We start from the raw sequence: 26,991 nt of genomic DNA, 5'->3' as shown, positions 1-26,991 counted from the left end.
TATTATAAATAATGCTCTAAGCCGTAAGTTAAACCCGTTTTAGCACTAATTTTTTTACATGCTAATACTACACCTGGCATAAAGGAAAGTCGGCTTAAACTATCGTGACGAATTGTTAACGTTTCATCATAGCCACCAAATAGTACTTCTTGGTGAGCTACGTAACCAGGTAAACGAACGCTGTGGATTGTTACGTCATCAACCTTAGCGCCACGAGCACCTGGTAAACTTTCACGAGTCAAATCCTCATCAGGCGTTGCATTCGCCGCTTGTTTAGCTTCGTTAATTAATTTAGCTGTTAAAATAGATGTACCAGATGGGGCATCGTATTTATGGTTATGATGTAGTTCAATAATCTCTACATTAGGGAAATATGGTGCCAATTCTGCAGAAACCTTCATCATCATAACTGCACCAAGAGAGAAATTAGGTGCAACAAGGCAGTTTGCATTATTTTGGCGACCAATAGCATCTAATTCGTCACGTTGTTCCGCAGTTAAACCTGTAGTACCAATAACTACATGAATACCTGCAGATAACATTTTTTTAGCATTTTCATAAATAACAGCAGGATTTGTAAAATCTACAATTACATCAGGTTTATTAGTACCTAGAACCTCATCGATGGAGGCATTCATTGTAATTCCTAATTGTTCGATGCCTGCTACGGAGCCTACATCTTGACCTGCCTTAGTAGGATCGATGCCGCCTACTAATGTTAATTCAGGATCATTATGTACTGCTTTGACTACTTCGCGGCCCATTTTACCGCCAGCGCCATTTACCATTACTCGAATCATATATACCTCCAAAAAAGCCAGTGGATGCATCCACTGGCCTTATAGTTTATATAGCTTATAACTGTTACTAAAAGCTCAATGATAGCACTCCACCAATTCAAATTGATGACAGTCGTCCATTTATTAAATAGACAACCAGAACGATGAGTCGCAATCACCGAACTTCGGCAAGCATCCCTTTTATCATGGATCAATGCATGCCTACTCCTCATGATTACTATTTATACTCGCACCTCTATCAACATATTCACTTAATACTATTAGTATAAGTAATTATGCGATTTTAGTCAATTAAAATGGGCAATTAGTTCTTTAGCTGCTGCTAATGCTGTTGACGACATACCTCGACCAGACATCATTGAAGCGATTTGCGTAACTCGTTCATCCTCATTAAGTACAGATAATGTTGAAATTGTACGGTCATCTTGCTCTATTTTAGATAAGTGATAATGTTGTTTTGCAATACTTGCTGTTTGAGGTAAATGAGTGATACAGAATACTTGATTCGTTTTAGATAGATGTAGAATCTTTTCAGCTACTTTTAACGCTATATCTCCACTGATACCAACATCGATTTCATCAAATACCATTGTTTTGAAAGTGTCAGTACGGAATACAGATTTGAAGGCTAGCGCAATACGAGCTAATTCACCACCAGAGGCTACCTTGTGAAGCGGTAATAATTGCTCCCCTTTATTGGCAGAAAATAGTAGTTCAATTGATTTAGCACCTAAAGAAGATAATCCTTCGCCATCCTCTATATGGAACTGAATATCACCTTTTGGCATTCCTAAATCTACTAATTCTTGATGTAATGCAACAGCTATAGCTTTTGCATTTTTTTGACGAATGTCATGTAAAACCGTTAAAGCCTCTTCTGCCACTTTTTGCGCCTTATGAAGACGAGCCTCTAATTCATCTTGTGCAAATACAAGGCTTTCAAGTTCCTCTAAATGGGCTTGTGCTTTTTCTTCGTATGCTAGAATTTCTTCTATAGTTTCACCATATTTTTTCTTTAACCCATAAAGTAATGTGTCACGATCTTGGCAATACTTGTAGCGCTCTTCATCATAGCTGATAGTATCTCTGTAGCGATCTAATGATTGGGCTGCTTCCTCTAATTGAAAATAAGCAGAGTCAACCATTTCAGATACTTCCTTTAATTCACTATCATACTTTACAAGATCATTAACCTCTACCTTGATAGAGTTAATAGTGTCTAGTAATGGTTGGCGTCCATTATAGAAGGCGTCATAACAAGAACCTAATACCTTATCAATATGCTCAAAGCTATCAAGACGCTTTAATTCTTCTGCAATAGAGACATCCTCACCCATAGTGAGACCGGCTTCTTCAATTTCATCAATTTGGTATCGTAGCATATCGAGCTCACGCGCTCGTTCAGACATATTTTCTTGTAAGTGATCCACATCTTGTTTAGCTTGCTTATATACTTTATAGGCATCTAAATAGGCCTTATAAGCTACTTGTCCTTCTTTATTATACGTATCCAAATATTCATGATGAGTATCTGCATCTAACAATCGTTGATTGCTATATTGACCATGAATATCTGCTAAATGTTGACCAATTTCTTTTAATGCTTTTAATGGTATAGGTTGATCATTAGCTAAGATAGTAGATTTACCATTGCGATTAAATGAACGGGAGAGAATTAATTCCCCTTCTTCAACCATAATATTTTTAGATTCTAATAGCTCTTGTATACTTTGGTGATCGGCAATATCAAAGATTCCATCTATAACAAAACTATCTTTACCGTGACGAATGAACTCGCTGCTTGCGCGTTCTCCCAAAAGGATACTAAAGGCATCCATTAATATGGATTTCCCTGCCCCAGTTTCGCCGGTAAAGATAGTTATGCCATCATTAAATGAAATATTCATTTGCTCAATCAACGCAAAGTTGCGAATGCTCATTTGCGTTAACATCTATTTAGTCCTTCATTAAATCTTGAATTTTAGCTAAAATCGCTGGAACTTCAGCTTCAGATCTTGCAATTAACAAAATTGTATCATCACCAGCTAATGTACCAATAATTTCAGACCATTTTGCATGGTCAATAGAAAATGCTACGGATTGAGCTGAACCAGGAATTGTATGTAATACAACTTGATTCAAGCTATGATCTACCTTAATTAGAGAATCTTGGAATAATCGATTGATTCGACTACGAGATAGAACTACATTTTCTTCTGGAGATAATGCATATCGATAGTGTCCATCGCCTGTAGGAATTTTGATTAACATCAATTCCTTAATATCACGAGAAACTGTAGCTTGCGTTACTTCAATACCTTCTTCTAATAAGGCCGCTGCTAATTCCTCCTGAGTTTCAATCGCCTTGGACTGCACGATTTCTTTGATTTTGTTATAGCGATAGCGTTTCATTTTGAACTCCCTTTTTTAAACCTTGCACATAAAAGAGAATAGTATCTTTCTGCTATTATTATACCATATATTCATAATTAATATATGGTATAAATTGCATGTCTCATACTAGTTATGCATATTATATTAATATTTAAAATATTGTTAACTTTCTATATATTGATAGCGTATAAACACATATCCTATAGGCTTCATCTATTTATATGAAATTAATAATTTAAAATTAGAAGATTATACATGTATAAATAAAAGCCCCTATAAAGGGGCTTTTACATATTTCTTATGACTTTTATTCATAATGAATAAAGATATATTTCGTTTTATCGTTTTTGCAATATAAATAACTCAGGTGGATTATTGATTTGATTCATTGGATGCCAATGACATACATTATACAATTTTTGTTCTAAATCTGATAAATACGATTTAAGCATCTGCATTTCTTCAAACCCTTCTGTTGTTCCAGGGTAAGCAACAATTGTGATAACTCCAGACTTCGATAATTTTTCTAAGCCTTCATTTATGGCATCAATAGTTTGATGCGGTTTAGTTATAACTTGATGATCACCACCTGGTAAATAGCCTAGGTTAAAGATCATTAAATCAATAACTTCATCTTTTAATTGATTAGCTAATGCACGATCATGGGAGTCATGAATAAATGTTAGACTTACATCTTGTGCTATATCATTTGACTGCAATAACTCTTGGCTGCTATTAATGGCTTTCATTTGAATATCGATGCCATATAGATGACAGCCCTTTTTTGCTCGTTCTGCCAAATATAGTAAATCATGGCCATTACCACATGTTGCGTCTACCACTATATTAGCGTGTTTCATTACTCGATCCCAGATTAAATGTTGAAACTGAACAGCATTGTTAATGTTAATCACAAAATCACCCCACTTGAGATTTTAGTATTACAACAACTCGTCACGACGAGATGCTAGTTTTTTAAATAATGTACCGAAGAAACATTGATCTTTAAAACGTACGAATAAACAATAAACAGGATTAGAGCTTATATGTAGTGTTTCTTTATTGGTAAACGTATAGTCAAATGTACCGTCTATACAGATATGTAATTGTGGTTCACGTTCTGGCATCGTGATTTGGATTGTATCATGCTCTTCTAATACAAGTGAAACACCTTGAATTAGATGTGGCGCTACAGGTGTAACAATAATGGATCTATTATCAGGCTTCATAATAGGACCACCTGCGGATAGATTATATCCCGTAGACCCGGTTGCAGAGGAAATAATCAAACCATCTGAAGGATACATTTGTGTATGTTGATTATTGATGGACATGTTAATACGTGCCATTTTTGCTGGTTCAGCACGGGTAATAACGATTTCATTAATAATAGGTACTAACTCTTCTTCATTACCATTATTTCGGTCAATATATGCATATAAATGTCCGCGTTTTTCTATATTATAATCACCATTTGCAATACGTTTAATATGACTTTGCATTTGATGAACTTCAATTTGGTTTAAAAAGCCTAGCTCACCAAGGTTAATACCACAAACAGGTACATTATATGGGTAAATTTGTCTTGCCAAATGGATGATGGTGCCATCACCACCAAAACTAAAGGCAATATCAATTTGTTTAAAGATTTCTGGACGACTTAAAATATGAGTTTCAGGAATCTTAAGTACTCGTGCAGGTGCATCTGATTCGAGATCATCTGGCAAAAATACTTCGATACCTTCATCTTTACAAATATGTGCAGCCATTTTTAGAACTGCCATAATATTGCTTTTCCCCATGTTTGGGAAGAATCCGATACGCATAGTAATCTCCTATAATGAATGGGCTTCTGCAACCACTGTATCAATTAATGCATCATCAATGGCTAAAGCCCCTTCTTTGTACTTTTTAAAATAACCTAAAAACTCAATATTACCTTCCATGCCTTTAATTGGTGAGAACGTTAAGCCGTGAATATATAATCCACAATCATGAGCAACATGTAAGATACGATGTAAAACTTCTTTATGGATTTCAGGATCTCGCACTATACCGCCTTTACCTACATTCTCTTTCCCCGCCTCAAATTGAGGCTTAATCAAAGCAACAAGAGCTCCTGTATCCTTTAATAAGGTAGTCGCAACTGGCAGAACCTTGTCCAAAGAAATAAATGCTACATCAATAGAAATAAAGTCCACAAGTTCACCAAGTTGCTCAGGTGTAACAGTACGGATATTTTGCTTTTCCATATTAATCACACGCGGATCTTGACGCAATTTCCAAGCTAATTGATTATAGCCTACGTCAATGGCAAAGACTTTAGAGGCACCATTTTGTAGGGCGCAATCTGTAAAACCACCTGTGCTAGCACCAATATCAACCATAACAGCATCCTGTAAGTTGATAGGATATGTTTGAATAGCTTTTTCTAACTTTAATCCACCGCGACTAACATAAGGCAACGTATTACCCTTTACTACAATATTGGCATCTACAGGAATTTTTGTACCTGCTTTATCAATACGCGTAGTATCCATGAAGATTTGGCCAGCCATTATGGCCGCTTTTGCCTTTTCTCTACTTTCAAAAAGTCCTCGGTTAACGAGGAGTATGTCTAAACGTTCTTTACTGCTCATATAACACCATTATAAATATAATAAAATTGAACACATGCAACAAGAATACCGAGGATTAATCCTCCAAATACCTCTATTGGTGTATGTCCTAATAATTCTTTTAAGGCCTCTTTACGAGTAATGACAACAGGTATGTTTTTCTTTGTAAAATAATCTACAATTTGATTTAGAATTTGAGCTTGACGCCCAGCTTCTAATCGCACCCCAGATGCATCATACATAACTACAATAGAAAATACTAAGGATAGAATAAATAGATCCGAAGCCCCACTTTTTAGATATATAGCCGTAGTTGTAGCGATTACAAAGGATGTATGGGAACTGGGAAATCCCCCAGAGCCCACAAGGCGTTCTGGACAAAATTTACCATGCCGAACTAGTTGCCATACAAATTTGATAGCCTGCGCAGTAAACCATCCCCAAAATGCAGCTTGCGCTATGTAGTTGTGTGCTATTTGTGGTAATATATCAATCATTATTTATACCTTCTTCAGGTAATACCAATTAATTAGTTCGTTCTAAAAGATAATCAATTAGAGCAGATAATATAGATGTATCATAAGAAACAGAGTTTAATGCATCGTGAGCTTGTTTGCCAACTAATAGGGCTTGCTCTTTTGCTCCTTCTAAACCAAGCAAAGATACATACGTCGATTTATGTTGTCGAATATCACTACCAGGAGTCTTTCCTAATTCTTCAATAGTTCCAGTTACATCTAGAATATCATCAGTAATTTGGAATAACAATCCTAAACAATTAGCATATTCCATAAGCGCTGTTCGAGTAGCCGTATCTGCATTGCCTAAAATAAGGCCTAATTCTACTGACGCATTAAATAATGCACCCGTTTTTCCACTGTGCAAAACCTTTAACTCTTCTAGTGGGATATGCTTATCTTCACTGAGCATATCGAAGGCTTGACCACCGACCATACCTTCCGGGCCTGCTGCAGCAGCTACACATTGAATAGCATCTATTTTTTGCTGAGGCGTAGCAGTTTTATTCTCAGTCATTAGTTGAAAAGCATAAGTTAATAAACCATCACCAGCTAGAATAGCCATACCTTCACCATAAACTTTATGATTTGTTAAATTACCTCTGCGATAATCATCATTATCCATAGCTGGTAAATCATCATGTACTAAGGAATATGTATGGATACACTCCATGGCGCATAGAAACTCCTTATAATCAGCTGGATTTTTATGAAGCATTTCTAACACAGCTTTAGATAAGATTGGTCGGATTCGCTTGCCGCCTTGCATTAAGCTATAACTCATGGATTCATAAAGAGGTTTAAATTCTTGATTTGGGCTACTTAAGACCTCACCTAACCATTGTTCAATATGTTGTTTGCTAGACCCTAAATAATCTTTGAACATAGAATCTCCTTATTCGCTGATGCGGACTTCTTCGATAATTTGTTGAACTTCATTTTCAACCGAATCGAGCATTTCTGCACATTCTTTTACTAATGTTAAGCCCTTTTTATATTGAGTTAAGAGTTCAGAGATGGTCATATCACCATCGTCTAATTGTTTCACAATATCCTCTAAGGCTTTATATTTCTTTTCATAATTTTTTAGTGATGCGGCCATCTTTGTGCGCCTCCTTTACCGTAGCATTCACATAACCATCAGCAAGTGTAACTCGTATATCATCCTTTGGATGTAATTGAGTAACAGACGTTATAGGTTTATCATTATGTTCAACCTTTGCAAACCCTTTTACCATCATTTGTAATGGATTTAGAGATTCTAATTGTTGAGCTAATAATGCTAAACTATGTTTCTCTGTATTGCATCGTTCTTTTGTAGCATTAGTTAATGATTGTGAAAGCTCTTGTAAATGCGTTTTCTGTTTATGCAAAAATTGTAGAGCTGGAATACCTAATTTACGATTAAAGAGCAATGTTAAATCTGTACGTTTCTGTTGTAATGTATAACGTATAAACTCGTGTAGGTATTCTTCTTTTTCTGTTAATTGATCTTGTAGTGTAATGATAGGAAGTACAGCCATTTCTGCAGCGTGACTTGGCGTTGCTCCACGAGCATCTGCTACATAATCACATAAGGTATAATCTGTTTCATGACCTACTGCTGAGATTACCGGTGTATTAGCAGTATAAATAGCCTCTACAACTGCTCTATCATTGAAACACCATAAATCCTCCATAGATCCGCCACCACGACCAACGATGATAAGGTCTACCTCTGGGTCAGCATCAGCCGCTGCTATTCCTTTAGCTATAACAGGTCCTGCTGTATTACCTTGGACAGGAACGGAGAACAATTTAAATCGAACTAATGGGTTTCGTCTTTCACTGACATGTAAAATATCATGTAATACGGCGCCAGATTGAGATGTAACAATCCCTATGCAACTTGCCATATACGGTAAATTTTGTTTATGGCTATCATCAAAGTATCCTAAGGCAGTTAATTCTCGTTTTAAAGCGTCAAATTCAAGCTGTAATGGGCTTTTAGAACCTATTTGCATATCGGATGCAATGAGATTTAAACGGCCCATTTTATTGTAAAAATTAACAGATGCTTTTACAGTTACTAATAGACCATTTTGAATGGCATTAGCCAACCCTTTTTGCATAACAGTGCTAGACCACATGGTAACATCAATAGCGGCTTCTTCATCTTTTAAAGAGAAATACATATGACCACTACTATGACGCTTTGCATTAATAATGGTGCCGCTAACATAAAGATTCTTAAGTAGATATTCACGGTCTAAGGTGCGCTTTATAAGATTGTTTAATTGTGTAATGGTTAATACATTCACGATTATCCTCTAGTTTCCTCTAAAAAAGCAGCGCCAAAAGCATTGCCAGTGGCATTATCAACAGAAAATTGTGGTTGTGCCACGTGTAATGTAATGTGATTACGCATACAATAATGCTCCATTCGATGACGAAGTATACTATTGCTCATTACACCACCTACGGCAATTAATGTTTTAACAGGTTTATTTTTTAAATGATAGGTAATCATTTTTTCTAGTGCATTTCCAATAGAGGTGAATACAGCTCGCGATAGATTAGATTTTTCCATATCATTCATGGAATCACTAATGCGTCGCATAGCCGCACTACATGGCCCAGCAAAGCTTATCCAACCTTCTTTTACAGAAGATGGTAATGGTTCATATTCTTTAGTTTGTAATGCTAATGACTCTAGATGTTTGCCTGCAGGAAATGGCAAACCCATTGCAACACCAATACGATCTACATATTGACCGCCTTGTAAATCCTTAGAGCCGCCAATAATGTGAGACTCAAATATGCCTTCTCCTTTATAATGACAATATACGAGCTCCGTAGTACCACCAGATAAATGAAGTGCTAAAAATGGATCTTTAGGAATTGTTTTTAGTTCTCGAAGGGCAGCTAAAATATGATTTTCTTGATGTGCAAAAACTTGTAAAGGTACATTCATCATATGACTTAGAGATTGACCATACCCTAGCCCTACCATAAAGGCTGGCATATAAGAATTTTCCTCACGTCTAGGAAAACCACTAACACCGATACCACTAATTGGTAGTTGTGGCAATTCAGATATCAACTTAGGCAATGCCTTTGTATGTTGAAAGACCATATTTGATTGTTGTAGTCCTCGCTCACCCTGTTTGACCTCTAATATTTTGCGGGCTTCTCCAACTATTTGAAAGTCGCTATCTATAATGGCACAACTTGTAGTGTAGCAACTAGTATCAATGCCTAAGTAATATCGTTTCATTATTTACTCTTATTATATGCATCTAGAATTGCATTAATTAATTTATAGGAAGAATCAGAACCAAAATCCTTAGCTAATTGAATAGCTTCATTAATGGCTATAGATGGTTCTAAAGGTTCATCTTCATTTGTCATTTCCCATAGAGCAATACGTAAAATAGCACGATCAACCTTGTCTAAGTTTTCCACTTTACGTGATTTACAAAATGGCTGTAATGCTGCATCTATAATTTCAGAAGCGGATAATACACCATTTATAATATTATTTGCATAGGCCTTATCCATAGATTTATGCATATGTCCTTCTGGAAATTGAACATCACTTTGGTCTGCATGAAATTCATTAGCATATAACATTTGAAATGCGTATTGACGTGCTTCACGTCGATTTCGCTTAATTACCATGTGGAGTTGGCTCCTTTTCTTTAACAATACCTTCAATATGAACATCAACCTTAACATGATCAAGATCGAGCATATTCTTTAAGGTTTGTTTGATTTCTAACTGCAATTGTTTGGATAATTCAATAAGATTGTATCCATATAATGCTTTAATATAAATATTGACTTCAATAAAATCTTTACGATGTTTAACATTAATACCTGGTAAACTGCGTTGACCAAAGGCATGTGTAATACCCTCTACTAGTTCATCGTAAAAGCGAGGGCTTAAAGAATGAATACCTGGTATAGTGGTTAAAGTTTTTGTTGCTACATCTATGATGACAGAGTCTGCAATATTAATAGTATCCATATCTAATCCGTAGTTTAATTCTTTATCTGAACTCATATAGATCCTCTCCTAAGGCTGTGATGGTGTTACTAAATCATCAAAAATAATGTCTTGTACCACTACATCAATAGTTTGTACCTCAATTTCGGTATAAGAAACTAAAGCCGTTTTTATACGTTCTTGTAAACGTAAAGCCACATCAGGAATACGATATCCATACTGAATGCAAACATATAATGTTACAGAAAGAGCTCCTTCATCGTTAAATGATATCTTTACACCTTCATAATCAGATTTACGTCTAAAGAAGGCATTTACATCATCATTAAAGGTAGAACTCATATGATGTATACCCTTTGTTTCAAGCGCTGCTATAGTAACAATCGTAGCATATACATCTTCACTAATCTTAATTTTACCAGACTCTAGTTCAGTATTTTTCTTGGTCATACTGGCCTCTTTCAAAAAAAGCACTTGTCCCTATATATAATTACATAGACGACAAGTGCTTACAGTGCAAATGTTAGATATATGGGGAATCAGATTCCATGAAAAGATCTAGCCCCAATACATATCAATAAGTATTAGGCACGTTCGATGTATTGACCTGTACGAGTATCAATACGAAGTACATCATCTACTTCAATGAAGAGAGGTACTTTTACAGTGTAGCCTGTTTCCAATACAGCTGGTTTGTTACCACCAGTAGCAGTATCACCACGGATACCAGGGTCTGTTTCAACTACTCGAAGTTCAACAGATACAGGTAAATCGATACCGATTACGATACCTTGGAAGAACATGATGGATACTTCCATATTTTCAAGAAGGAAGTTTTTAGCATCACCTAGTTGTTCAAGGTTAAGTTCAACTTGATCGTAAGTTTCGTTATCCATGAATGTGTAAGCGCCATCAGATTCGTATAAGTATTGCATACGACGACGGTCAACATGTGCTTTAGGCACTTTTTCACCAGCATTGAACGTACGTTCTACTACAGAACCAGTTTGCAAATTTTTCATTTTAGTACGTACGAATGCAGCACCTTTACCTGGTTTAACGTGTTGGAAATCAACTACTTGCCATACATTACCGTCGATTTCAACGGTTACACCTGGACGAAAATCATTACTGGAAATCATCTAACTCTTCTCCTTCTAAATACCTATTTCAATTAACTCTTTTGGACTATGTGTCAACACCTCATAGCCGTCAGATTTGACGATGACACTATCCTCTATTCTCAATCCGATAGTACCTGTAATATAAATACCAGGCTCTACCGTAATGATCATATTTTCTGTAAATACCGTATCGGATTTTGTATTAGCCACTGGTTCTTCGTGAATCTCAAGACCTACGCCATGACCAGTACCATGATTAAATTCCTTGGTATATCCATGTTCTTTGATATAATCACGACATACTGCATCGAGTTCTTTACCGGTAATACCAGCCCGAACAGCAGCTACGCCGCGTTTTTGTGCTTCTAAAACTATACTATACAGCTTTTTTTGTAATTCAGAGGCAGGACCCATTACAATAGTTCTAGTCATATCGGAATGGTAACCCTTATATACGGAGCCAAAGTCGAAGGTAACAAAATCACCTGCTTCAATGACCTTATCACTAGCTACACCATGAGGCATACTAGAACGGTTACCAGAAGCAACGATGGTTGCAAAGGAAGGCTCCTCTGATCCACGTTTTAACATTTCTGTTTCTAATATGATGCGCGCTTCGTTTTCTGTCATTCCTACCTTTAATTGTGGTAATAATGCAGCAAAGGCGTCGTCACCAATTTTAGCAGCTTTTCGCAATAATTCTAATTCATCTTCTCGCTTAACTGCTCGTAGTTTAGCAAAATTGATAGAAGTAAAATTAAAGCGTTCATCTAATGTATCACATAAGGTTTCATACGTATCTACCGGCATTTGCTTGCCTTCAATACCGAATAAACCTTCGTGAATATGATGCTCATTGAATATATCTACAAGAGTATCCATAACAGAGGATTCATATTGAATGACTGTATATCCTTCACATTGTTTTGTAGCTTGCTCAGTATATCTGAAATCAGTAATCATAAAGGCTTTATCTTGTGTAATGATAGCAAAGCCTGTAGTACCAGTAAAACCAGCAAAATAATGTAAATTTATAGGGCTCATCAAAATGACGCCTGTTAATTCTTGCTCTTTAATATACTGTTGTAGCAGATTTAATCCATTCATAATCATGCTCCTAGTCTATAAAGTACAATTAATCTTACCATAAAATACCTATATTGAATAGAATTTTATGCTATTTTTTAAAAGCCTCTATATCACCAATGGTTAAGTCCTGTATAGAACCAACCTCTTCTATGCCTGTTAAATCTATATGGCCTATAGTTAACCGTTTTAAATATGTAACAGTACCGCCTGCTGCACCAATCATACGTTTTACTTGATGATATTTGCCTTCTTCAATGGTAATATGCAGAGATTGAGAAGATACAACATCAATTAAAGCAGGCTTGCAATGGGTTCCGTCACCTAGTACAATCCCCTCTTTTATACGTTGAATTCCTTCTTCTGTTAACTCACCATCATATTCTACGTAATAAACCTTGGATACATGTTTATTACCATTGATGATTGAGTGTCCCCAAACACCATCATTGGTAAGCAACAGTAATCCTTCTGTATCCTTGTCTAATCTTCCCACAGGAACTACCCCCATTTTAATATATTCAGGTGGCAATAAATCCATTACAACGGGATGATTTGCATCCTCCACAGCTGTAACATAGCCTTTGGGTTTATGAAATTTTACATAATACTGCTGCTTAGTATTAACCACTTGTCCATCAACCGTTATTACATCAGACTCAATATCAACGTGGATATCTTTTTTTGTTGTTATTTCACCATTAATAGTAACTCTTTGATCCTTTAAGAGTTGATGAACTTCTTTTCGACTGCCATAAGCTTTATTAGCCAATAATTTATCGAGTCTCATCATACATGTCCTTGGAGTAATTCAACATGAGCTGTATCATTGAGCAAATTCAAAATATTATGATCGTATTCGCCCATACCATTATAGAAAATACGATTAATAGCTGTATTACCTTGGCTAAAATTCCAACAATGACTAATAGAAATATCTAATAATTTACATAATAAGGTTCTAATAGTTCCGCCATGACATGCTATTAAAAGAGTCTCTTCCTCATCATTAACATTGAGGAATTCTTCCAGACCTGCCCAGGCACGATCTTGCAAATCTTTAAAGCTTTCGCCATTTGGTACTTTTACAAGATGAGGCCGCAAATACATCTCATCAATAAGGCCGGGCCAACGTGCTTCAATGTCTGAAAATAGCATAGCTTCCCAGTCACCAAAATTAAGCTCTCGCAATCGTTTATCTACTGTGATAGATGTTGTGCGGTCACCTCGAATCGTTTCGGCTGTAACTAAGGCACGACTTAAATCACTAGATAAGATACGGTCAAAGGTAACATCTTTAAGGGCATTACCACATGCTTTAGCTTGATTCAAACCGTTTTCATTGAGGGGAATATCTGTAATACCTTGATATTTCCCCATTTTATTCCAATCAGTTTCACCATGACGCACAATATATAATGTCTTCATAATCTTCCTATACTTTCAAAATATTTGTCAGTTTATCCACCAGTTTAATATTAGTATCATGATCTTTAATAGCAATGCGTACCCAGTGATTAGTTAAACCTACATAGGAGTCACAATTGCGCACAATCATATTATATTTTTTTAGCTCTTCATTAATATAGTTTGCTGTAATTCCTTCTTGATTAACTTGGAACAAAATAAAATTAGCTGAAGGTGGATATACAGTAATTCCTTCTATGGCATCTAATGCATTGTACATGAATGCTCTTTCTTCATTTAATTCTTGTTTTGTTCGTTTAATGTAATCCACATCATTTAAGGCAGCCTTTGTATAAGCTTGCGCTAATGTATTTACAGACCAACTAGGGATATATTGCTGTAATTGAGTAATTAATGTTTTGTTAGTAAAAGCGGCACCAATGCGTAAACCAGGTACAGCATAGAATTTTGTGAAGGAATGAACTACGATGATATTATCGAATTCATTTACTAAAGAGCGCATAGAATGCTCATTATCTTGTAATGGATCATTTCCAACAAAATCGATAAATGATTCATCTATAACAAGTAAGCTATTTGCATCTTTCAACATGCTCGCTACAGTGCGAATATGATCTTTATCAAGTAATGTACCATCTGGATTATTAGGATTACCTAAAAATACAATGATGCGACCATCTTGCCCTTTTAGTTCAGCTGCAAAGGTTTCTAATGCCAAATATGGTACCTCAAAATAAGGTTTTCCATTATCATCTTCCCAAGGTCGATAAAAAATATCACGTACAGGAATCTTACTTGCTTCAAGAGCCTCTTTATACTCAGAAAATCCTGGTGCTGGTACAAAAGCACCTGTATATCCAGGTAAACGGCAAATAGCATATAATAGCTCGGCTGCACCATTACCAACTATAATTTGATGTTTATCCATTTCATATGTATCAGCAATAGCATTTAATACATCATCATTGGTAGCATCAGGGTAATGAGAAATGTAGCGTAATTGTGCATTTAATGCATCTAATCCACGTTGACTAGGTCCAAGGGGATTAATATTAGCGCTAAAGTCGACCACCTCATATGGTTCAATTCGTTGTTCATGGGCAAACTGAAATATATTGCCCCCATGTATCTTAGACATTTAATTCTCTTTCTATTAAATATATTATCGTTTAATATAGGTTAATCCTTCATTTGTGGTTTCTACTGTATCCACATAGGATAAGTGAGGTAACTTACGTATGATTTCTTGCTTACAATCATCAATGCGACTGTAATCTACTGGAAATAGCAGTCCCATAATAGTACCACTATGAGCTATGATTGTACCAACACTGTTATAGTAATTACCTATATCGTGAAAATCATATAAATTTGCTTTATATAGAATGCGTTGATTACCAAAAGCACTCAATGTAGCAGCTTGACCAATTAAATTGATATCATGTGTATGTAAGCCTCGTTTAAATAAATCTAATGACTCACGTATAATAGACTCTTTTTCTAAAATTTTAGCTTGTAAATCTACTTGTTGATTAAAGGTAATGGTATCTATACTACCGCCTTCATCAAATACAAGAATTTTCAATGGCGGACACATTCCTAGTGGTTGAGAAATGGTACCCTTAATATAATCAAACTGCGTAACACCTTGATAAAATGAAGCATCTGTAGGTTCTACGGATAAACAGATTTGTTCTAGTTCTTTTAGTGATAAATTATAATCCATAGCTAAAGCAGTAGCCATAGCCGTTACAGAAATATCCGCAGAACTTGAAGCCATCCCTTTACCTTGTATAATGTCAGAACGTACATATACAGGTGGACAAGTTTGATCTTTATTTTTTATCTCTAATAATCGTTGTACTAATTGTCTTGCCAGAGCTGACTTAGGTTGTAATGCACAATAATGTTGTGAAAATGGATGTTTTACATTACTTAATGCGTAGGAGTAACGATTAATAGGACAAGTCACTAAAAATGACTGGCCATTAATAGAACCTTGTAGAAATTCCCCACATGTACCTGGGGCTCTTACATAATAGGTCACATTAAACTCCTTTCGCATTAAACAAAAACAGTAATTGTTTTTACAAAATAATGGATAAATAATTATTAAAACATCGTAGTATTAGAAGCCACAGAAGCAGATAATACAGATAATATAATAATATAAATTAAAAGTAGTAAAACCTCTGTAACTTCAACAACAAATCCGTAAGTATCACCTGTAGTACCACCAAGTTGCTTAACAATATAATGGTTGAGTATACGATTAATAATATAGGTAATAATCATACTTACAATATTAATTTGAAAAATACCTAATGTAGCGTAAACCAATACGCCTAATCCAACAACATAGCCTACATCAGCTATAGAAAAAATGGAATATACGCCATATAAAAGGGTATATAAAATTACACCAATTAGTAATATTACAATAGGCATAAAGAAGGTTGATAGTGTATTGTATGTAATAACATGTTTGGGTGCTAAATTAGCGAATGCAGCCCCCATCCCCTGCTCTCGTGCATAGGGATAGGATCGAATACTCAACACAAGGGACCAACGACTCATTAATGGCATCATAATCAGTGCCATTGGAATAAATTCCGCTGTTGGAATCGCTGTTAATAATTGCCATTTTAAAAGTGTAACAAATACAAAAGCAACAACACCAAAAGAACCTATACGGCTATCTTTCATAATTTCTAACTTACGGTCCCTTTCACGTCCAGAAAATAAACCGTCACTGGTGTCCATTAGGCCATCAGCATGGAGACCACCTGTAATTAAGAATTCCGCTATAACAAGGATTAACATCAATGGTACTAACGGTATAAATGGTGATAATATACCATACAATAATGCTAAAATAAGGCCAATAATTAAGCCTACATAGGGAAAGGCTACAACGGATTTACCAAAATCTTCTACAGACCATTCTGTTTGATTAACGATTTTTAAACGTGTTAGAAACTGTAATGCTATGAAAAAAGGTGTCATTATACATTCATCCCATAAGTAATGGCTGTACTAATTATGATCATTAGTATAGTCGTAAAATACATCATATAAATTGTACGTGTAATGTGGTTACGATTTAATTTTTCAATGGGATCTCCCATGTATTCACGGAAGGTCATTTTTTTGAAATATTGGTTGTATCCACCTAATCGGATATGTAAGGCTCCTGCAACTGGTGCTTCTGCATAACCGCCATTAGGACTTGGATGCTTATGGGCATCACGCAAGCCTATTTGTAGGGCTTTTTTAGCATCAAAGCGTAAAAAGAATGCAGAAATTATTAATAATATAAAGGTAATGCGTGCAGGAATCCAATTGAGCAGATCATCAAAGCGAGCTGCTACTCGTCCAAAGTATAAATATTTTTGGTTCTTATACCCAAGCATAGAGTCCATAGTATTGGCAGTTCTATATAGAATTGCACCCATTGGACCGCCAAGGATAAAGAAGAATAACGGAGCAATAATTCCATCCACTGTGTTTTCAGCAATGGTTTCTACTGTAGCTCGTGTAATTTCACTTTCATCTAATTCTTCTGTATCGCGACCTACAATCCAAGATAATCGTTTGCGTGCCTCTACAATATTATCTTGTTTAATTAATTGGCTAATAGTAAAGCCTGCACCAGCTAGTGAACGTGGAGATATAGCAATATATAAAATAATTACTTCAAGAGCATATTCTACCCATTCATCAACTACGCCACCAAGCCATAGTATTAAAGACACTATAATGTATACAGAAACGAGGATTAAGCCAACTGCAATACCACCGTACCATAATTTTTTAGTATCGTTATCAGTATCTTTATAGAGAACAGCCTCAAAAAAGGATATGATGCGACCAATAATAGCTACAGGATGGTATTTACTATTAGGATCTCCAATGAGTAAATCTAATAAAAATGCTAAGACTGGTATACATACAAAGCTATACTTTGTAAACCAATGCAAGATTGTTAAATGTTCCATATATCTCCCCTATTACCCCAAGGTAGACATAATATAATCCATATCTAAGTGTTCCTCTACAATATCAGCTAATCGATTATAAGCTGCATTCTTGTGTTCGAAATAATGGAATACTACATCTAATGGTTCTAACTCCTTACGTTCACGTAACTGATTGATAATAAAGCGTCTAAATTCATCATTATCAAACACACCATGAATATATGTCCCCATTACTTGGTGATTACCATCGATAAAACCATCGACTACATTAACGGCTTCTTCACTGCGACTTGTAATGGTGAAACAACGGCGCACACTATCTACTAATGGTGTAGTATCACCCATATGGATTTCATAGCCTACTAGTTTTTCACCTGTAAATGTACCATTTAAAAATTGAAGATTTGAAACATTGAATTCTACTTGATGTGTTGTTTTTTGATCCTTCATAGTCGTAGAAGAATCGACTAAACCAAGACCTTCAATTTCTTCAATATCTCCTTCCATATGATGCGGATCATAAATCGTTTTACCCAACATTTGATTGCCCCCACATACACCAATAACAGGTGTACCTTGGTCAGCAAGTTTTTTTATTTCATCGGCAAAACCAGAGTTACGAAGATATGTAAGATCTGCTAGTGTATTTTTGGAGCCCGGTAAAATGATTAAGTCAGGATTGCCAATAACATCGCCAGGGCCGACGAATCGAACAGATACATCTGGTTCATAATTTAATGCATCAAAGTCAGTAAAGTTAGAAATTTTAGGTGTTTGCATAACCACTACTTGAATTTCTTTAGCACCACTATTGCGTTTGTTTTCCAGTGCAACAGAGTCTTCTTCATCAATATCAAGGTTTTCAATGGCAGGAATGACACCAACTACCTTTTTTCCTGTTTTTTCTTCAATGAAGGTAAGGGCAGGTTCTAATAGTTTAATATCACCACGGAATTTATTGATAACAATACCTTTAATAAGATCTCGTTCTTCTGGTTCGAGCAATTCTAATGTACCCACAATAGATGCAATAGCACCACCACGATCGATATCAGCGATGAGATATACAGGTGCTTTCGTCATCTTAGCAATGCGCATATTTACGATATCATTAGCCTTGAGATTCACTTCTGCAGGGCTACCTGCACCTTCAATAACCATCATATCGAAATTGGAATCTAAGAAATCGATAGATTCTTTTACCTTATCAAGAGCGGTTAAGGAATATTTTGTATGGTATTCTTTAGCACTATAAACGCCCACAGGTTTACCCATCAATACAACTTGAGAAGATTGATTACCTGTAGGTTTTAATAACACAGGGTTCATTTGTACAATTGGATCTATGCCAGCAGCCTCAGCTTGCGCTACTTGAGCACGGCCAATTTCATCGCCCCATTTTGTCACATAAGAATTGAGGGCCATATTTTGAGCTTTAAAGGGAACAGTTTTAAAACCTCTTCTATAAAAGATACGGCATAATGCAGTACATAAAATACTTTTGCCTACATTGGAACTTGTTCCTTGGAACATAATTTTCTTAGCCATTTATATGAACCTCCTGGGATTTTAATTCAATGGTAACGCCACTAATCGTTAAGTATAATTTGTCAGCCTCAGTTGCTACTGTTCGATTGACGCGGCCTGCAATATCTCTAAAATATCTTGCTAGCTTATTATCTGGTACAATACCAAGACCAATTTCATTAGTTACAAATATAACTATTTTATCATCACTTACTTTAATTAGATTTAATAATGCTTCTAATTCTGAAAGTACAGTATCTTCTAACCGATTTGCATCTTGTTGGCCTTGTATTGACCCATGAGCCATCATATGATTTGTTGTAAACATGGTTAAGCAGTCTATGAGTATTACATCCGCTACACTACTAATATGTTGCCACTCTTCGGCCAAATATAATGGTATTTCAAAATTCGTCCATATATTACCACGTCGCTCTTGATGTTTCTTTATACGATCAACCATTTCATCATCAAAAGCTTGTCCTGTTGCCACATAAGCTTTTCGACCTTCTGTGGCAAGGGCTAAACGTTCTGCAAATTCACTTTTTCCACTTCGTGCCCCACCGGAACACAATATAATTTGTGATTTCATAATGCACCTATACAAGAATTTATAATTTCAGTATCATTATAAGTATAACAAAGGAGCGATACTATGGAAATTATTAATATGAAACTAAAAATGATGGCTACTTTATGGGATAATACCTATCGTGTTGCCATCGACGATGGACAAGGTAAATATATTGGCACTGCACGTGTAGTTGTAAATGTTCCACTACCACCAGAAATGTTACCAGAAAATGCACCTCAAGTAGAACCACAGTTATTGGTTTTAGTAGAAGATTTTGATTTCGAAGCTGATAAGATTATAAACTTCGAAACAACACTTTCTGATCTATTGAGAGAAAAATTCCGTTATGAAATTCCTCATATTTTCTTCTACTATCCAAGTCCTCACGATGTTTTAAATCAAACGATTTCACAATAAGGTCTATAACGAGCAAAAAGCTATGTAAAATACATAGCTTTTTTTATTTATTCAGCTCCAAGTTCCTCTTCTACACGACACATAATAAAGCAAAGGTCGGATAGACGGTTTAAATATTTTAAATTAGATTCGTGAATGCTTTCACCAGCATCTAATACACGCCATAAATCACGTTCAGCACGTCGAGTAATCGTTCTCGCTACGTGTAAATAAGCTGAAGATTGTTTTTCACCAGGAATCACAAAACTAGATAATGGTTCTAGCTTTTCATCGAAGCAATCGATGACTTTTTCCAAATGTTTTACATGTTGCTCAGTAATTACGGGAGCCGCATTTAGACTAGCAATATCGGCCATTAATGTCCATAAATTGCGCTCAATATCATATAATTCCGCTGCAACACGAGGATTTTCAGCATAGGAGCGAGCCAAACCTAAGAAAGCTTGTAATTCATCGATTGTACCATAAGCTTCTACGCGTAAAGATGACTTCTGTACACGTTCACCTGTGTATAAACCAGTTGTACCAGCATCACCTGTTTTTGTATAAACACTACTTGCCATATTATTACCTCCTATAGATATACATGGATGTAGAAATAAAAGCTAAATGATCTCAACCTAGAGATTATTTGTATTCTGGGAACCAAAGGCTAACTTCACGAGCAGCAGCTTCTGGAGAATCAGAAGCATGTACTACATTAGCGTCCATTGTTAAGGCATAGTCACCACGAATACTACCAGGGGCAGCATCTACAGGATTTGTGGCACCGTTTAAAGCACGTACAGATACGATGGCATTGTCTCCGGCCAATACGAAAGCAAGAACTGGACCAGATGTAATAAAGTCAACTAATTCACTGAAGAATGGTTTTTCTTTGTGTTCAGCATAATGCTCTTCCGCTAATTCACGAGGCACTTGTATAAGTTTTAACGCTTTAATGACAAGACCTTTACGTTCATAACGGCTAATAATTTCACCACTTAATTGACGCTTAACTGCATCTGGTTTTATTAAAACTAATGTTTCTTGCATGATATCCTCCTGTAGATATTAATTAAAATAATGCTTTCTCTTTATATTTAGGATTCATTGCTTGTTGTTTCAATTTTGCAATACGTTCCTCTGTACGAGGATGTGTACTAAAAAGATTGCTCAGGCTTTCACCAATACCAACCATAGGGTTGATGATAAACATATGGGCTGTTGCATTACTTGCATTTGGCAATGCACCATGTTTTGAATAGTAGTCAATTTTAGCGAGGGCAGATGCTAAAGCCAATGGATTTCGACACATCTCTCCGCCCCCTTCATCAGCTAAAAACTCACGAGCCCGAGAAATACTCATTTGAATGAGTCCTGCTGCAATAGGTGCAATAACTATGGCGCCTATTAACTCTAACGGATTAGAGCCTTCACGGTCATCTGAGCGACCAAATATAGCTGAGAATTGAAGCACATGGGCAATCATAGAAATAGCCCCTGCCATCATAGCGGCAATCGTGCTAATCAAGGTATCGCGATTCTTAACATGTGTTAATTCGTGACCTAGAACACCTTCTAGCTCATCATCAGTTAATAGACGTTGAATACCTTCTGTAACAGCTACCGCTGCATGACTTGGATTTCTACCTGTAGCAAACGCATTAGGTACATCACTTGGAATGATATACACCTTTGGCATCGGTAAGTTACCATTCTTAGCCAAACGTTCTACCATAGCATATAGTTTTGGGTTAGATTGAGCAGTAACTTGTTGTGCATTATATTGTGCTAAAACGATTTTGTCGCTATACCAATAGGACATAAAATTCATGCCCATGGAGATAACAAACATAATCATCATACCACTTCTACCGCCAATCATATCACCTAAGACCACTAAAATGGCCGTTAGAGTCGCTAATAATAGCGTTGTTTTCATATTGTTCATAGTTTCCTCCAATTATAGTTATGGACTAGCCTAACACTATAATTATACCACAAACTATATAATTGACGCTCCTATACTATCGGCTTCTAAACAGTATGTTTTATTTTCAATTCCATTAGCTGTAAATACAGTACCCATAGCTTCTGCTACAGCTTGTACATGTGCTTTATCAACATAAGCAATCAAAGTAGAGCCAGATCCACTAATAGTAGCACCATATGCTCCAGCTGCTTTAGCAGCTTCAAAGGCTGCATCACAATAAGGAATCAATGTTTTACGGTATGGCACATGCAAATTATCATCTAATGCAACAGATAAATTACTTAATTGATGTGTAATTAAACTTGTTACAAATAAAGATGCATGGCTCACATTTTGGACAGCCTCTTTAAATGGTACATGATTAGGTAAAACAGAACGTGCATATTCTGTGGATACCATAACCTCCGGTACCACAACAGCAAAATGTAATTCCGATGGAACAGAGATGACTGTATTTAATACCTTTGTTTTTAAACCAGTAGCACAGCATAAGTTACCAAAAATAGCAGGTGCTACATTGTCTGGATGACCTTCCATACGGTTTGCAATAACCAATAGTTCTTCTTTTGTAAGAGGGTGTTTAACTAGTGCATTAGCTAGTAAAAGTCCACCTACGATGGCTGTACTACTACTGCCGAGTCCACGAGAAGGTGGAATTAAGGTTTCAGACGTAATATGTCCGTATTGAATCGGCTCTTGAGCAGTAGCAAAAACTTGATCCATAGCAAATCCAATAAGGTTCTTTTTAGGGTCTTCAGCGCGAAGAATATCGGCACCGAAACCTTCAAAGGTATATGTATATTCAGTAGCATTTGGATCTGGTGTAAAGCTAAAGATATTGTAAAGATTTAACGCTAATCCTAGGCAATCAAAACCTGGCCCACAGTTGGCACTAGTAGCGGGCACTTGTACGCGAATGGTATTCATAGTTTAAGCTTCCATAATACGAATGACACTATTAACAGACTTAACGGAACGCAAGCTGTTAAAGGAATCAATAAGATTTAAAATATAAGATCTAGGACATTTGGACGTAACAATTGCAAGAACTGCAGTTTCTGGATCCATATTGCGTTGAACAATAGATAAAACAGAAATCTTTTGTTCTGCTAATTTTGCAGAAATTTTTGCTAACACACCTGTTTTATTATCTACTTCTAAACGCAAGTAGTAGCTAGATTGAATCTTGCCAGGAGAGTAAATGTTCTTTTGATCGTAATAGAATGGTTTCAAACGACCTGTTTCATTGTATGAAACATTTTTTGCTACTTCCATAATATCGGATACAACAGAGCTACCTGTAGGCAAGCTACCAGCACCGCGACCATATAACATTACATCATCGATACCATTACCTTTAACATAAATAGCATTATAAGAGCCACGAACGGATGCTAAAGGATGTGTTGTAGGAATAAATGCAGGGTATACGTTTAAAGATAAACCTTGGCTAGTTTCCTTAGCAATACCTAATAATTTAATATTGTAGCCAAACTCTTTACCGAATTTGATGTCTTCTGTATCTATGCTCGTAATACCTTCTACAGAAACATCTTCAAAGAAGATGCGACGATTGAAACTAATAGAGGCAAGAATAGCCAATTTACGTGCTGCATCTAGACCCTCAACGTCAGCTGTAGGATCAGCCTCTGCATAACCTAGCTCTTGTGCTTCCTTTAGTACATCTTGATAACTTAAACCTTCTTCAGACATTTTCGTTAAAATGAAGTTTGTCGTACCATTCATAATACCGATGATCTCAGTAATACGATTGCCCGCTAAGGATTCATATAATGTACGGATGATAGGAATACCACCTAATACAGATGCTTCAAAGCGCAAATCCACTCCATTTTTGCTAGCTAAATCTAATAGGTATGGGCCAGATTCTGCTAATAAATCTTTATTCGCTGTTACTACATTTTTCTTGGCCTTTAAAGCACCTTCTACACAGTCTTTAGCAAAGGTTGTACCACCCATTAATTCCACAACCATTTGAATGGAATTATCTTTTAATACTTCATCAATATCAGTTACATATTGAGCTGTTTCAGGCAATGTAATATGGCTATATTTATCAGGATTACGCACAAAGATTTTAGAAATTTCTACATTAACACCTGTACGATTTCTAATTAACTCAGCATTATCTTGCAACAAATTAAATGTACCTTGTGCAACAGTACCAAAACCTAATAACGCAATTTTTATAGTGGTCATAATTGTCCTACTCTCTTCAATAGCCTATGCTTGGCCTAAAATTTCTACCTTAATAATGCCCTTCATAGAGCGAATATCTAATAATAAATCTTCTAATGATCCTTGTAAATCTTTCGTTTCAAAGGAAATGCTACTGTTTGCAATACCCTGTAAAGGAATATCTTGATTGATTGTCAAAATACTACCATTCCGTTCTGCAATGGCTTTTAATACACTAGATAGCATGCCAGATTCATTAGACATGGAAACATAAATACTAACGATTTTACCTTGGGCAATTTCAAAAAATGGGAATACATAATCTTTGTACTTGTAATATGCAGAACGACTCAAATCCATTTTTTCAACTGCTTCATTAATCGTTTTAACTTCACCTAGCTTCAAAATCTCTTTTACCTTGATCGTCTTTTTTATCGCTTCTGGTAAAATATCTTCTTGCACCAGATAAAACTTATCTTTTTTTGGTTTAGTCATAGAACACACACTCCCTTATTGTTCTTTTGAAGTTTCTTGGGCCACAAATTGACGCCCATATAATGTTAATACTGCATACATACCGATAAAAAATGGCAAATATTCTGCCATAACTCGCCATGCTACAGCTACAATACCAACAGTTCCATTAGGTACAAAGGTACTAAACAATACTACAAATAGTCCTTCTGCAATCCCTGTTCCCCCTGGTGTTGGTGCGAAATATAAAATTAAATTTAATAGAATCATTCGATCTAATATATCAATGATAGGAATATCTGGTGTGAAAGCATACATCAATGCAGGTGCAATACAGTATAAGCATAATAAACTCAATCCAGACTCAATAAACACAATAAAGGATTGAATCGGTTGTTTATATAGCAATCCTAAACCTTGATTCAAGGTTTCTAATTTAGAGAGCCAATCTCTTGTTTTATGTGCTTTAAAACGTTGCGCTAAATTATATACAAATTGACGCATATATTTAGTCTGCAAGATATATGTACCTAAAAGCGTGGCAATAACAGCTAATACAGCGAAAATTAATAGCATATCTCGTGAGATATAAGGAATTTCAATGGCATCACGTAAAAATACTAAAGGTAACATGATGACCAAGAACATAATAGAAAATACGGTGCGTATTAATACGATTGGCGTGCCTTTAGATATTGGTACACCATAACTTTTCAATACTAGAACTTGCGCTACAGCACCTCCACTGGCACCTGGTGTCAACATGGCCATAAAATAATTACTAAAAATTACGCGAAGTACCGCCTTTATGGATAGCTTGTACCCACCGATTTTTACAAGTCTTTGTAACCGTAGGCCATCAAAATACATACCTGCTGCTAAAGCTATCAAAGCTAATAATAAAGAAATACTATTAAATGATGAAATTGTTTTTAATGCATCTAAATCAATAGTGTAGTAAATGATACCAATTGACACAGCCAATAGTAAGAGAAACATAAAAATGCCTCTCTTCATCATTTTACTCATATCAAGTCTCCATAATTAATTAGCTCAATATTATGTTGTCTAATATATAAACGCGTATGGTTAGAACAAACAGCTTGTAATTCATCCTCCCAATGATAGCCCCATTTATATTGATTTCCCAAAATCGTATTATTTAAACCTGGATGAATCATCAATTCATGAGTACCTGATTTTTTAGATACGGATTTTAATATACCCATTAACGTTTTCTGGTTAATGTGTCCCCCGTTTACCATACCCCAAAAATATTGTGTGGAATACATACCATTATCCCGCACTGTAGGCCTTGCCTTTGCCGCTACAGTAGATAAACCGACCTTGCCTAGTAATCGCACTGGCGAGTACATATAATTGACAAATAAAGAAGATTCATCTGGAATGCGTATTGCATTAATACCATAGTGTTTCGCTTGCTCAATAACGATTGGTAGTACCGTTGGTAATACATGCATATGTTGATGACCATCAATATGCGTTACGTGTAAACCGGACTCCATGATTCGTTCCATTTGAGCGTGAATTTCTTTGCGCAACTCACTATAGTTAATCTTTCCAGTATAAATTCGTTTCATAAAATCGATATATGTTTCTGGAAAGACGCCTTCGGATGTAAGCAGAGATGGTACTTCAGATGGATTACATACCGATTTTAGCCCACCTACTAAGGCGATATGAACACCAATGCCCAACTTAGGGTTATTTTTTGCCATACTTACGGCTTCTGTAAAAGCTTCGCCTCCCGCTAATAGAGAGGTGCTCGTAATGATACCTGTACGGTGGCCATCAATGACTGCAGCATTAACTGCACTATGAAGACCAAAATCGTCGGCATTTACTATTAATTTGGACATAGTTTTCTT

The 26,991-nt window shown here is 35.9% G+C and carries 33 protein-coding genes and 1 riboswitch; of the genes, 1 reads left to right on the top strand and 32 read right to left on the bottom strand.

Features of this window, described 5'->3' with window-relative positions:
* Nucleotides 1-2: 2 nt before the first annotated feature.
* The 24 genes from dapB to cobU form a co-directional block, all read right to left on the bottom strand.
* Nucleotides 3-800: a 4-hydroxy-tetrahydrodipicolinate reductase gene (gene dapB / locus ACDF53_RS08270; RefSeq protein ID WP_303938413.1), complete on the bottom strand. Its 798-nt coding sequence runs from the start codon at nucleotides 798-800 to the stop codon at nucleotides 3-5.
* A gap of 74 nt (nucleotides 801-874) precedes the next feature.
* Nucleotides 875-1,046: riboswitch (Lysine riboswitch) on the bottom strand.
* A gap of 41 nt (nucleotides 1,047-1,087) precedes the next feature.
* Nucleotides 1,088-2,752 carry a DNA repair protein RecN gene (gene recN / locus ACDF53_RS08265; protein WP_370815990.1) on the bottom strand — a complete coding sequence of 555 codons (1,665 nt, stop codon included), beginning with the start codon at nucleotides 2,750-2,752 and terminating at the stop codon, nucleotides 1,088-1,090.
* 4 nt (nucleotides 2,753-2,756) lie between these two features.
* On the bottom strand, nucleotides 2,757-3,212 hold the full coding sequence (argR, locus tag ACDF53_RS08260) for an arginine repressor (RefSeq protein WP_303938411.1): 456 nt from the start codon (nucleotides 3,210-3,212) through the stop codon (nucleotides 2,757-2,759).
* Nucleotides 3,213-3,532: 320 nt separating this feature from the next.
* A complete protein-coding gene (locus tag ACDF53_RS08255; RefSeq protein ID WP_370815989.1) occupies nucleotides 3,533-4,036 on the bottom strand; it encodes a class I SAM-dependent methyltransferase in 504 nt (167 codons plus the stop codon).
* Between the two features lie 99 nt (nucleotides 4,037-4,135).
* Nucleotides 4,136-5,020 (bottom strand): NAD(+)/NADH kinase, encoded by an 885-nt coding sequence (locus tag ACDF53_RS08250; protein ID WP_105085621.1) that lies wholly within the window; start codon nucleotides 5,018-5,020, stop codon nucleotides 4,136-4,138.
* A 9-nt stretch (nucleotides 5,021-5,029) separates the two neighbouring features.
* Nucleotides 5,030-5,833, bottom strand: coding sequence for a TlyA family RNA methyltransferase (locus tag ACDF53_RS08245; protein WP_213467835.1), 804 nt, complete (start codon nucleotides 5,831-5,833; stop codon nucleotides 5,030-5,032).
* Nucleotides 5,830-6,309 carry a divergent PAP2 family protein gene (locus ACDF53_RS08240; protein WP_370815988.1) on the bottom strand — a complete coding sequence of 160 codons (480 nt, stop codon included), beginning with the start codon at nucleotides 6,307-6,309 and terminating at the stop codon, nucleotides 5,830-5,832. Before ACDF53_RS08240 ends, ACDF53_RS08245 begins: the two co-directional genes overlap by 4 nt.
* Nucleotides 6,310-6,337: 28 nt before the next feature.
* On the bottom strand, nucleotides 6,338-7,216 hold the full coding sequence (locus ACDF53_RS08235; RefSeq protein ID WP_370815986.1) for a polyprenyl synthetase family protein: 879 nt from the start codon (nucleotides 7,214-7,216) through the stop codon (nucleotides 6,338-6,340).
* Between the two features lie 9 nt (nucleotides 7,217-7,225).
* Nucleotides 7,226-7,432: an exodeoxyribonuclease VII small subunit gene (xseB, locus tag ACDF53_RS08230; protein ID WP_298631581.1), complete on the bottom strand. Its 207-nt coding sequence runs from the start codon at nucleotides 7,430-7,432 to the stop codon at nucleotides 7,226-7,228.
* The gene (xseA, locus tag ACDF53_RS08225) at nucleotides 7,407-8,630 is read right to left on the bottom strand and encodes an exodeoxyribonuclease VII large subunit (protein WP_370815984.1); all 1,224 of its coding nucleotides are present in this window, start codon (nucleotides 8,628-8,630) and stop codon (nucleotides 7,407-7,409) included. Before xseA ends, xseB begins: the two co-directional genes overlap by 26 nt.
* A gap of 2 nt (nucleotides 8,631-8,632) precedes the next feature.
* Nucleotides 8,633-9,586: a metallohydrolase gene (locus ACDF53_RS08220; RefSeq protein WP_370815983.1), complete on the bottom strand. Its 954-nt coding sequence runs from the start codon at nucleotides 9,584-9,586 to the stop codon at nucleotides 8,633-8,635.
* A complete protein-coding gene (nusB, locus tag ACDF53_RS08215; RefSeq protein WP_295208618.1) occupies nucleotides 9,586-9,990 on the bottom strand; it encodes a transcription antitermination factor NusB in 405 nt (134 codons plus the stop codon). The genes ACDF53_RS08220 and nusB overlap by 1 nt, the downstream gene beginning before the upstream one ends.
* Nucleotides 9,980-10,375 (bottom strand): Asp23/Gls24 family envelope stress response protein, encoded by a 396-nt coding sequence (locus ACDF53_RS08210; protein ID WP_370815981.1) that lies wholly within the window; start codon nucleotides 10,373-10,375, stop codon nucleotides 9,980-9,982. Before ACDF53_RS08210 ends, nusB begins: the two co-directional genes overlap by 11 nt.
* 12 nt (nucleotides 10,376-10,387) lie before the next feature.
* The gene (locus tag ACDF53_RS08205; RefSeq protein ID WP_105085612.1) at nucleotides 10,388-10,768 is read right to left on the bottom strand and encodes an Asp23/Gls24 family envelope stress response protein; all 381 of its coding nucleotides are present in this window, start codon (nucleotides 10,766-10,768) and stop codon (nucleotides 10,388-10,390) included.
* Between the two features lie 134 nt (nucleotides 10,769-10,902).
* Nucleotides 10,903-11,460, bottom strand: a complete 558-nt coding sequence (gene efp, locus ACDF53_RS08200; protein ID WP_370815980.1) for an elongation factor P — start codon at nucleotides 11,458-11,460, stop codon at nucleotides 10,903-10,905.
* A 15-nt stretch (nucleotides 11,461-11,475) separates the two neighbouring features.
* Nucleotides 11,476-12,549 carry a Xaa-Pro peptidase family protein gene (locus ACDF53_RS08195; protein WP_156719123.1) on the bottom strand — a complete coding sequence of 358 codons (1,074 nt, stop codon included), beginning with the start codon at nucleotides 12,547-12,549 and terminating at the stop codon, nucleotides 11,476-11,478.
* A gap of 70 nt (nucleotides 12,550-12,619) precedes the next feature.
* Nucleotides 12,620-13,318 (bottom strand): pseudouridine synthase, encoded by a 699-nt coding sequence (locus ACDF53_RS08190; protein WP_213467976.1) that lies wholly within the window; start codon nucleotides 13,316-13,318, stop codon nucleotides 12,620-12,622.
* Nucleotides 13,318-13,956, bottom strand: coding sequence for a histidine phosphatase family protein (locus tag ACDF53_RS08185; protein WP_024066067.1), 639 nt, complete (start codon nucleotides 13,954-13,956; stop codon nucleotides 13,318-13,320). The genes ACDF53_RS08190 and ACDF53_RS08185 overlap by 1 nt, the downstream gene beginning before the upstream one ends.
* 7 nt (nucleotides 13,957-13,963) lie before the next feature.
* Complete coding sequence (locus ACDF53_RS08180; protein WP_370815977.1) at nucleotides 13,964-15,094, bottom strand: histidinol-phosphate transaminase; 1,131 nt, start codon at nucleotides 15,092-15,094, stop codon at nucleotides 13,964-13,966.
* 24 nt (nucleotides 15,095-15,118) lie between these two features.
* Complete coding sequence (locus ACDF53_RS08175; protein WP_287499883.1) at nucleotides 15,119-16,003, bottom strand: GHMP kinase; 885 nt, start codon at nucleotides 16,001-16,003, stop codon at nucleotides 15,119-15,121.
* 65 nt (nucleotides 16,004-16,068) lie between these two features.
* A complete protein-coding gene (cobS, locus tag ACDF53_RS08170) occupies nucleotides 16,069-16,962 on the bottom strand; it encodes an adenosylcobinamide-GDP ribazoletransferase (protein WP_024066070.1) in 894 nt (297 codons plus the stop codon).
* Nucleotides 16,962-17,954: an adenosylcobinamide-phosphate synthase CbiB gene (gene cbiB, locus ACDF53_RS08165; RefSeq protein WP_119208702.1), complete on the bottom strand. Its 993-nt coding sequence runs from the start codon at nucleotides 17,952-17,954 to the stop codon at nucleotides 16,962-16,964. The genes cobS and cbiB overlap by 1 nt, the downstream gene beginning before the upstream one ends.
* Nucleotides 17,955-17,966: 12 nt before the next feature.
* Nucleotides 17,967-19,484 (bottom strand): cobyric acid synthase, encoded by a 1,518-nt coding sequence (locus ACDF53_RS08160; RefSeq protein WP_287513991.1) that lies wholly within the window; start codon nucleotides 19,482-19,484, stop codon nucleotides 17,967-17,969.
* Nucleotides 19,477-20,055 carry a bifunctional adenosylcobinamide kinase/adenosylcobinamide-phosphate guanylyltransferase gene (gene cobU / locus ACDF53_RS08155; RefSeq protein WP_024066073.1) on the bottom strand — a complete coding sequence of 193 codons (579 nt, stop codon included), beginning with the start codon at nucleotides 20,053-20,055 and terminating at the stop codon, nucleotides 19,477-19,479. Before cobU ends, ACDF53_RS08160 begins: the two co-directional genes overlap by 8 nt.
* A gap of 63 nt (nucleotides 20,056-20,118) precedes the next feature.
* Here cobU and ACDF53_RS08150 point away from each other — a divergent pair, with 63 nt between their 5' ends.
* Nucleotides 20,119-20,454 (top strand): hypothetical protein, encoded by a 336-nt coding sequence (locus ACDF53_RS08150; RefSeq protein ID WP_316119546.1) that lies wholly within the window; start codon nucleotides 20,119-20,121, stop codon nucleotides 20,452-20,454.
* Nucleotides 20,455-20,501: 47 nt separating this feature from the next.
* Here ACDF53_RS08150 and ACDF53_RS08145 read toward each other — a convergent pair whose 3' ends face one another.
* The 8 genes from ACDF53_RS08145 to ACDF53_RS08110 all read right to left on the bottom strand — a co-directional run bounded on the left by ACDF53_RS08145 (nucleotide 20,502) and on the right by ACDF53_RS08110 (nucleotide 26,982).
* Nucleotides 20,502-21,017, bottom strand: a complete 516-nt coding sequence (locus tag ACDF53_RS08145; RefSeq protein ID WP_370815975.1) for a cob(I)yrinic acid a,c-diamide adenosyltransferase — start codon at nucleotides 21,015-21,017, stop codon at nucleotides 20,502-20,504.
* A 64-nt stretch (nucleotides 21,018-21,081) separates the two neighbouring features.
* Nucleotides 21,082-21,489, bottom strand: coding sequence for a nucleoside-diphosphate kinase (gene ndk, locus ACDF53_RS08140; RefSeq protein ID WP_119208694.1), 408 nt, complete (start codon nucleotides 21,487-21,489; stop codon nucleotides 21,082-21,084).
* A gap of 22 nt (nucleotides 21,490-21,511) precedes the next feature.
* Nucleotides 21,512-22,387 (bottom strand): zinc metalloprotease HtpX, encoded by an 876-nt coding sequence (gene htpX / locus ACDF53_RS08135; protein WP_370815973.1) that lies wholly within the window; start codon nucleotides 22,385-22,387, stop codon nucleotides 21,512-21,514.
* 54 nt (nucleotides 22,388-22,441) lie between these two features.
* Complete coding sequence (gene thrB, locus ACDF53_RS08130) at nucleotides 22,442-23,356, bottom strand: homoserine kinase (protein WP_370815972.1); 915 nt, start codon at nucleotides 23,354-23,356, stop codon at nucleotides 22,442-22,444.
* A 3-nt stretch (nucleotides 23,357-23,359) separates the two neighbouring features.
* Nucleotides 23,360-24,649: a homoserine dehydrogenase gene (locus ACDF53_RS08125; protein WP_370815971.1), complete on the bottom strand. Its 1,290-nt coding sequence runs from the start codon at nucleotides 24,647-24,649 to the stop codon at nucleotides 23,360-23,362.
* Between the two features lie 24 nt (nucleotides 24,650-24,673).
* A complete protein-coding gene (locus tag ACDF53_RS08120; protein WP_005386672.1) occupies nucleotides 24,674-25,123 on the bottom strand; it encodes an ACT domain-containing protein in 450 nt (149 codons plus the stop codon).
* A 15-nt stretch (nucleotides 25,124-25,138) separates the two neighbouring features.
* Nucleotides 25,139-26,131 carry a YbhN family protein gene (locus ACDF53_RS08115; RefSeq protein ID WP_370815969.1) on the bottom strand — a complete coding sequence of 331 codons (993 nt, stop codon included), beginning with the start codon at nucleotides 26,129-26,131 and terminating at the stop codon, nucleotides 25,139-25,141.
* Nucleotides 26,128-26,982, bottom strand: a complete 855-nt coding sequence (locus ACDF53_RS08110; RefSeq protein ID WP_370815968.1) for a ChbG/HpnK family deacetylase — start codon at nucleotides 26,980-26,982, stop codon at nucleotides 26,128-26,130. The genes ACDF53_RS08115 and ACDF53_RS08110 overlap by 4 nt, the downstream gene beginning before the upstream one ends.
* Between the last annotated feature and the right edge of the window lie 9 nt (nucleotides 26,983-26,991).

This window comes from Veillonella sp., assembly GCF_041333735.1.
Taxonomy (GTDB): Bacteria; Bacillota; Negativicutes; order Veillonellales; family Veillonellaceae; genus Veillonella.
The sequence above is the reverse complement of the archived record's forward strand: the minus strand, read 5'-3'. Positions and strand labels throughout refer to the sequence as shown.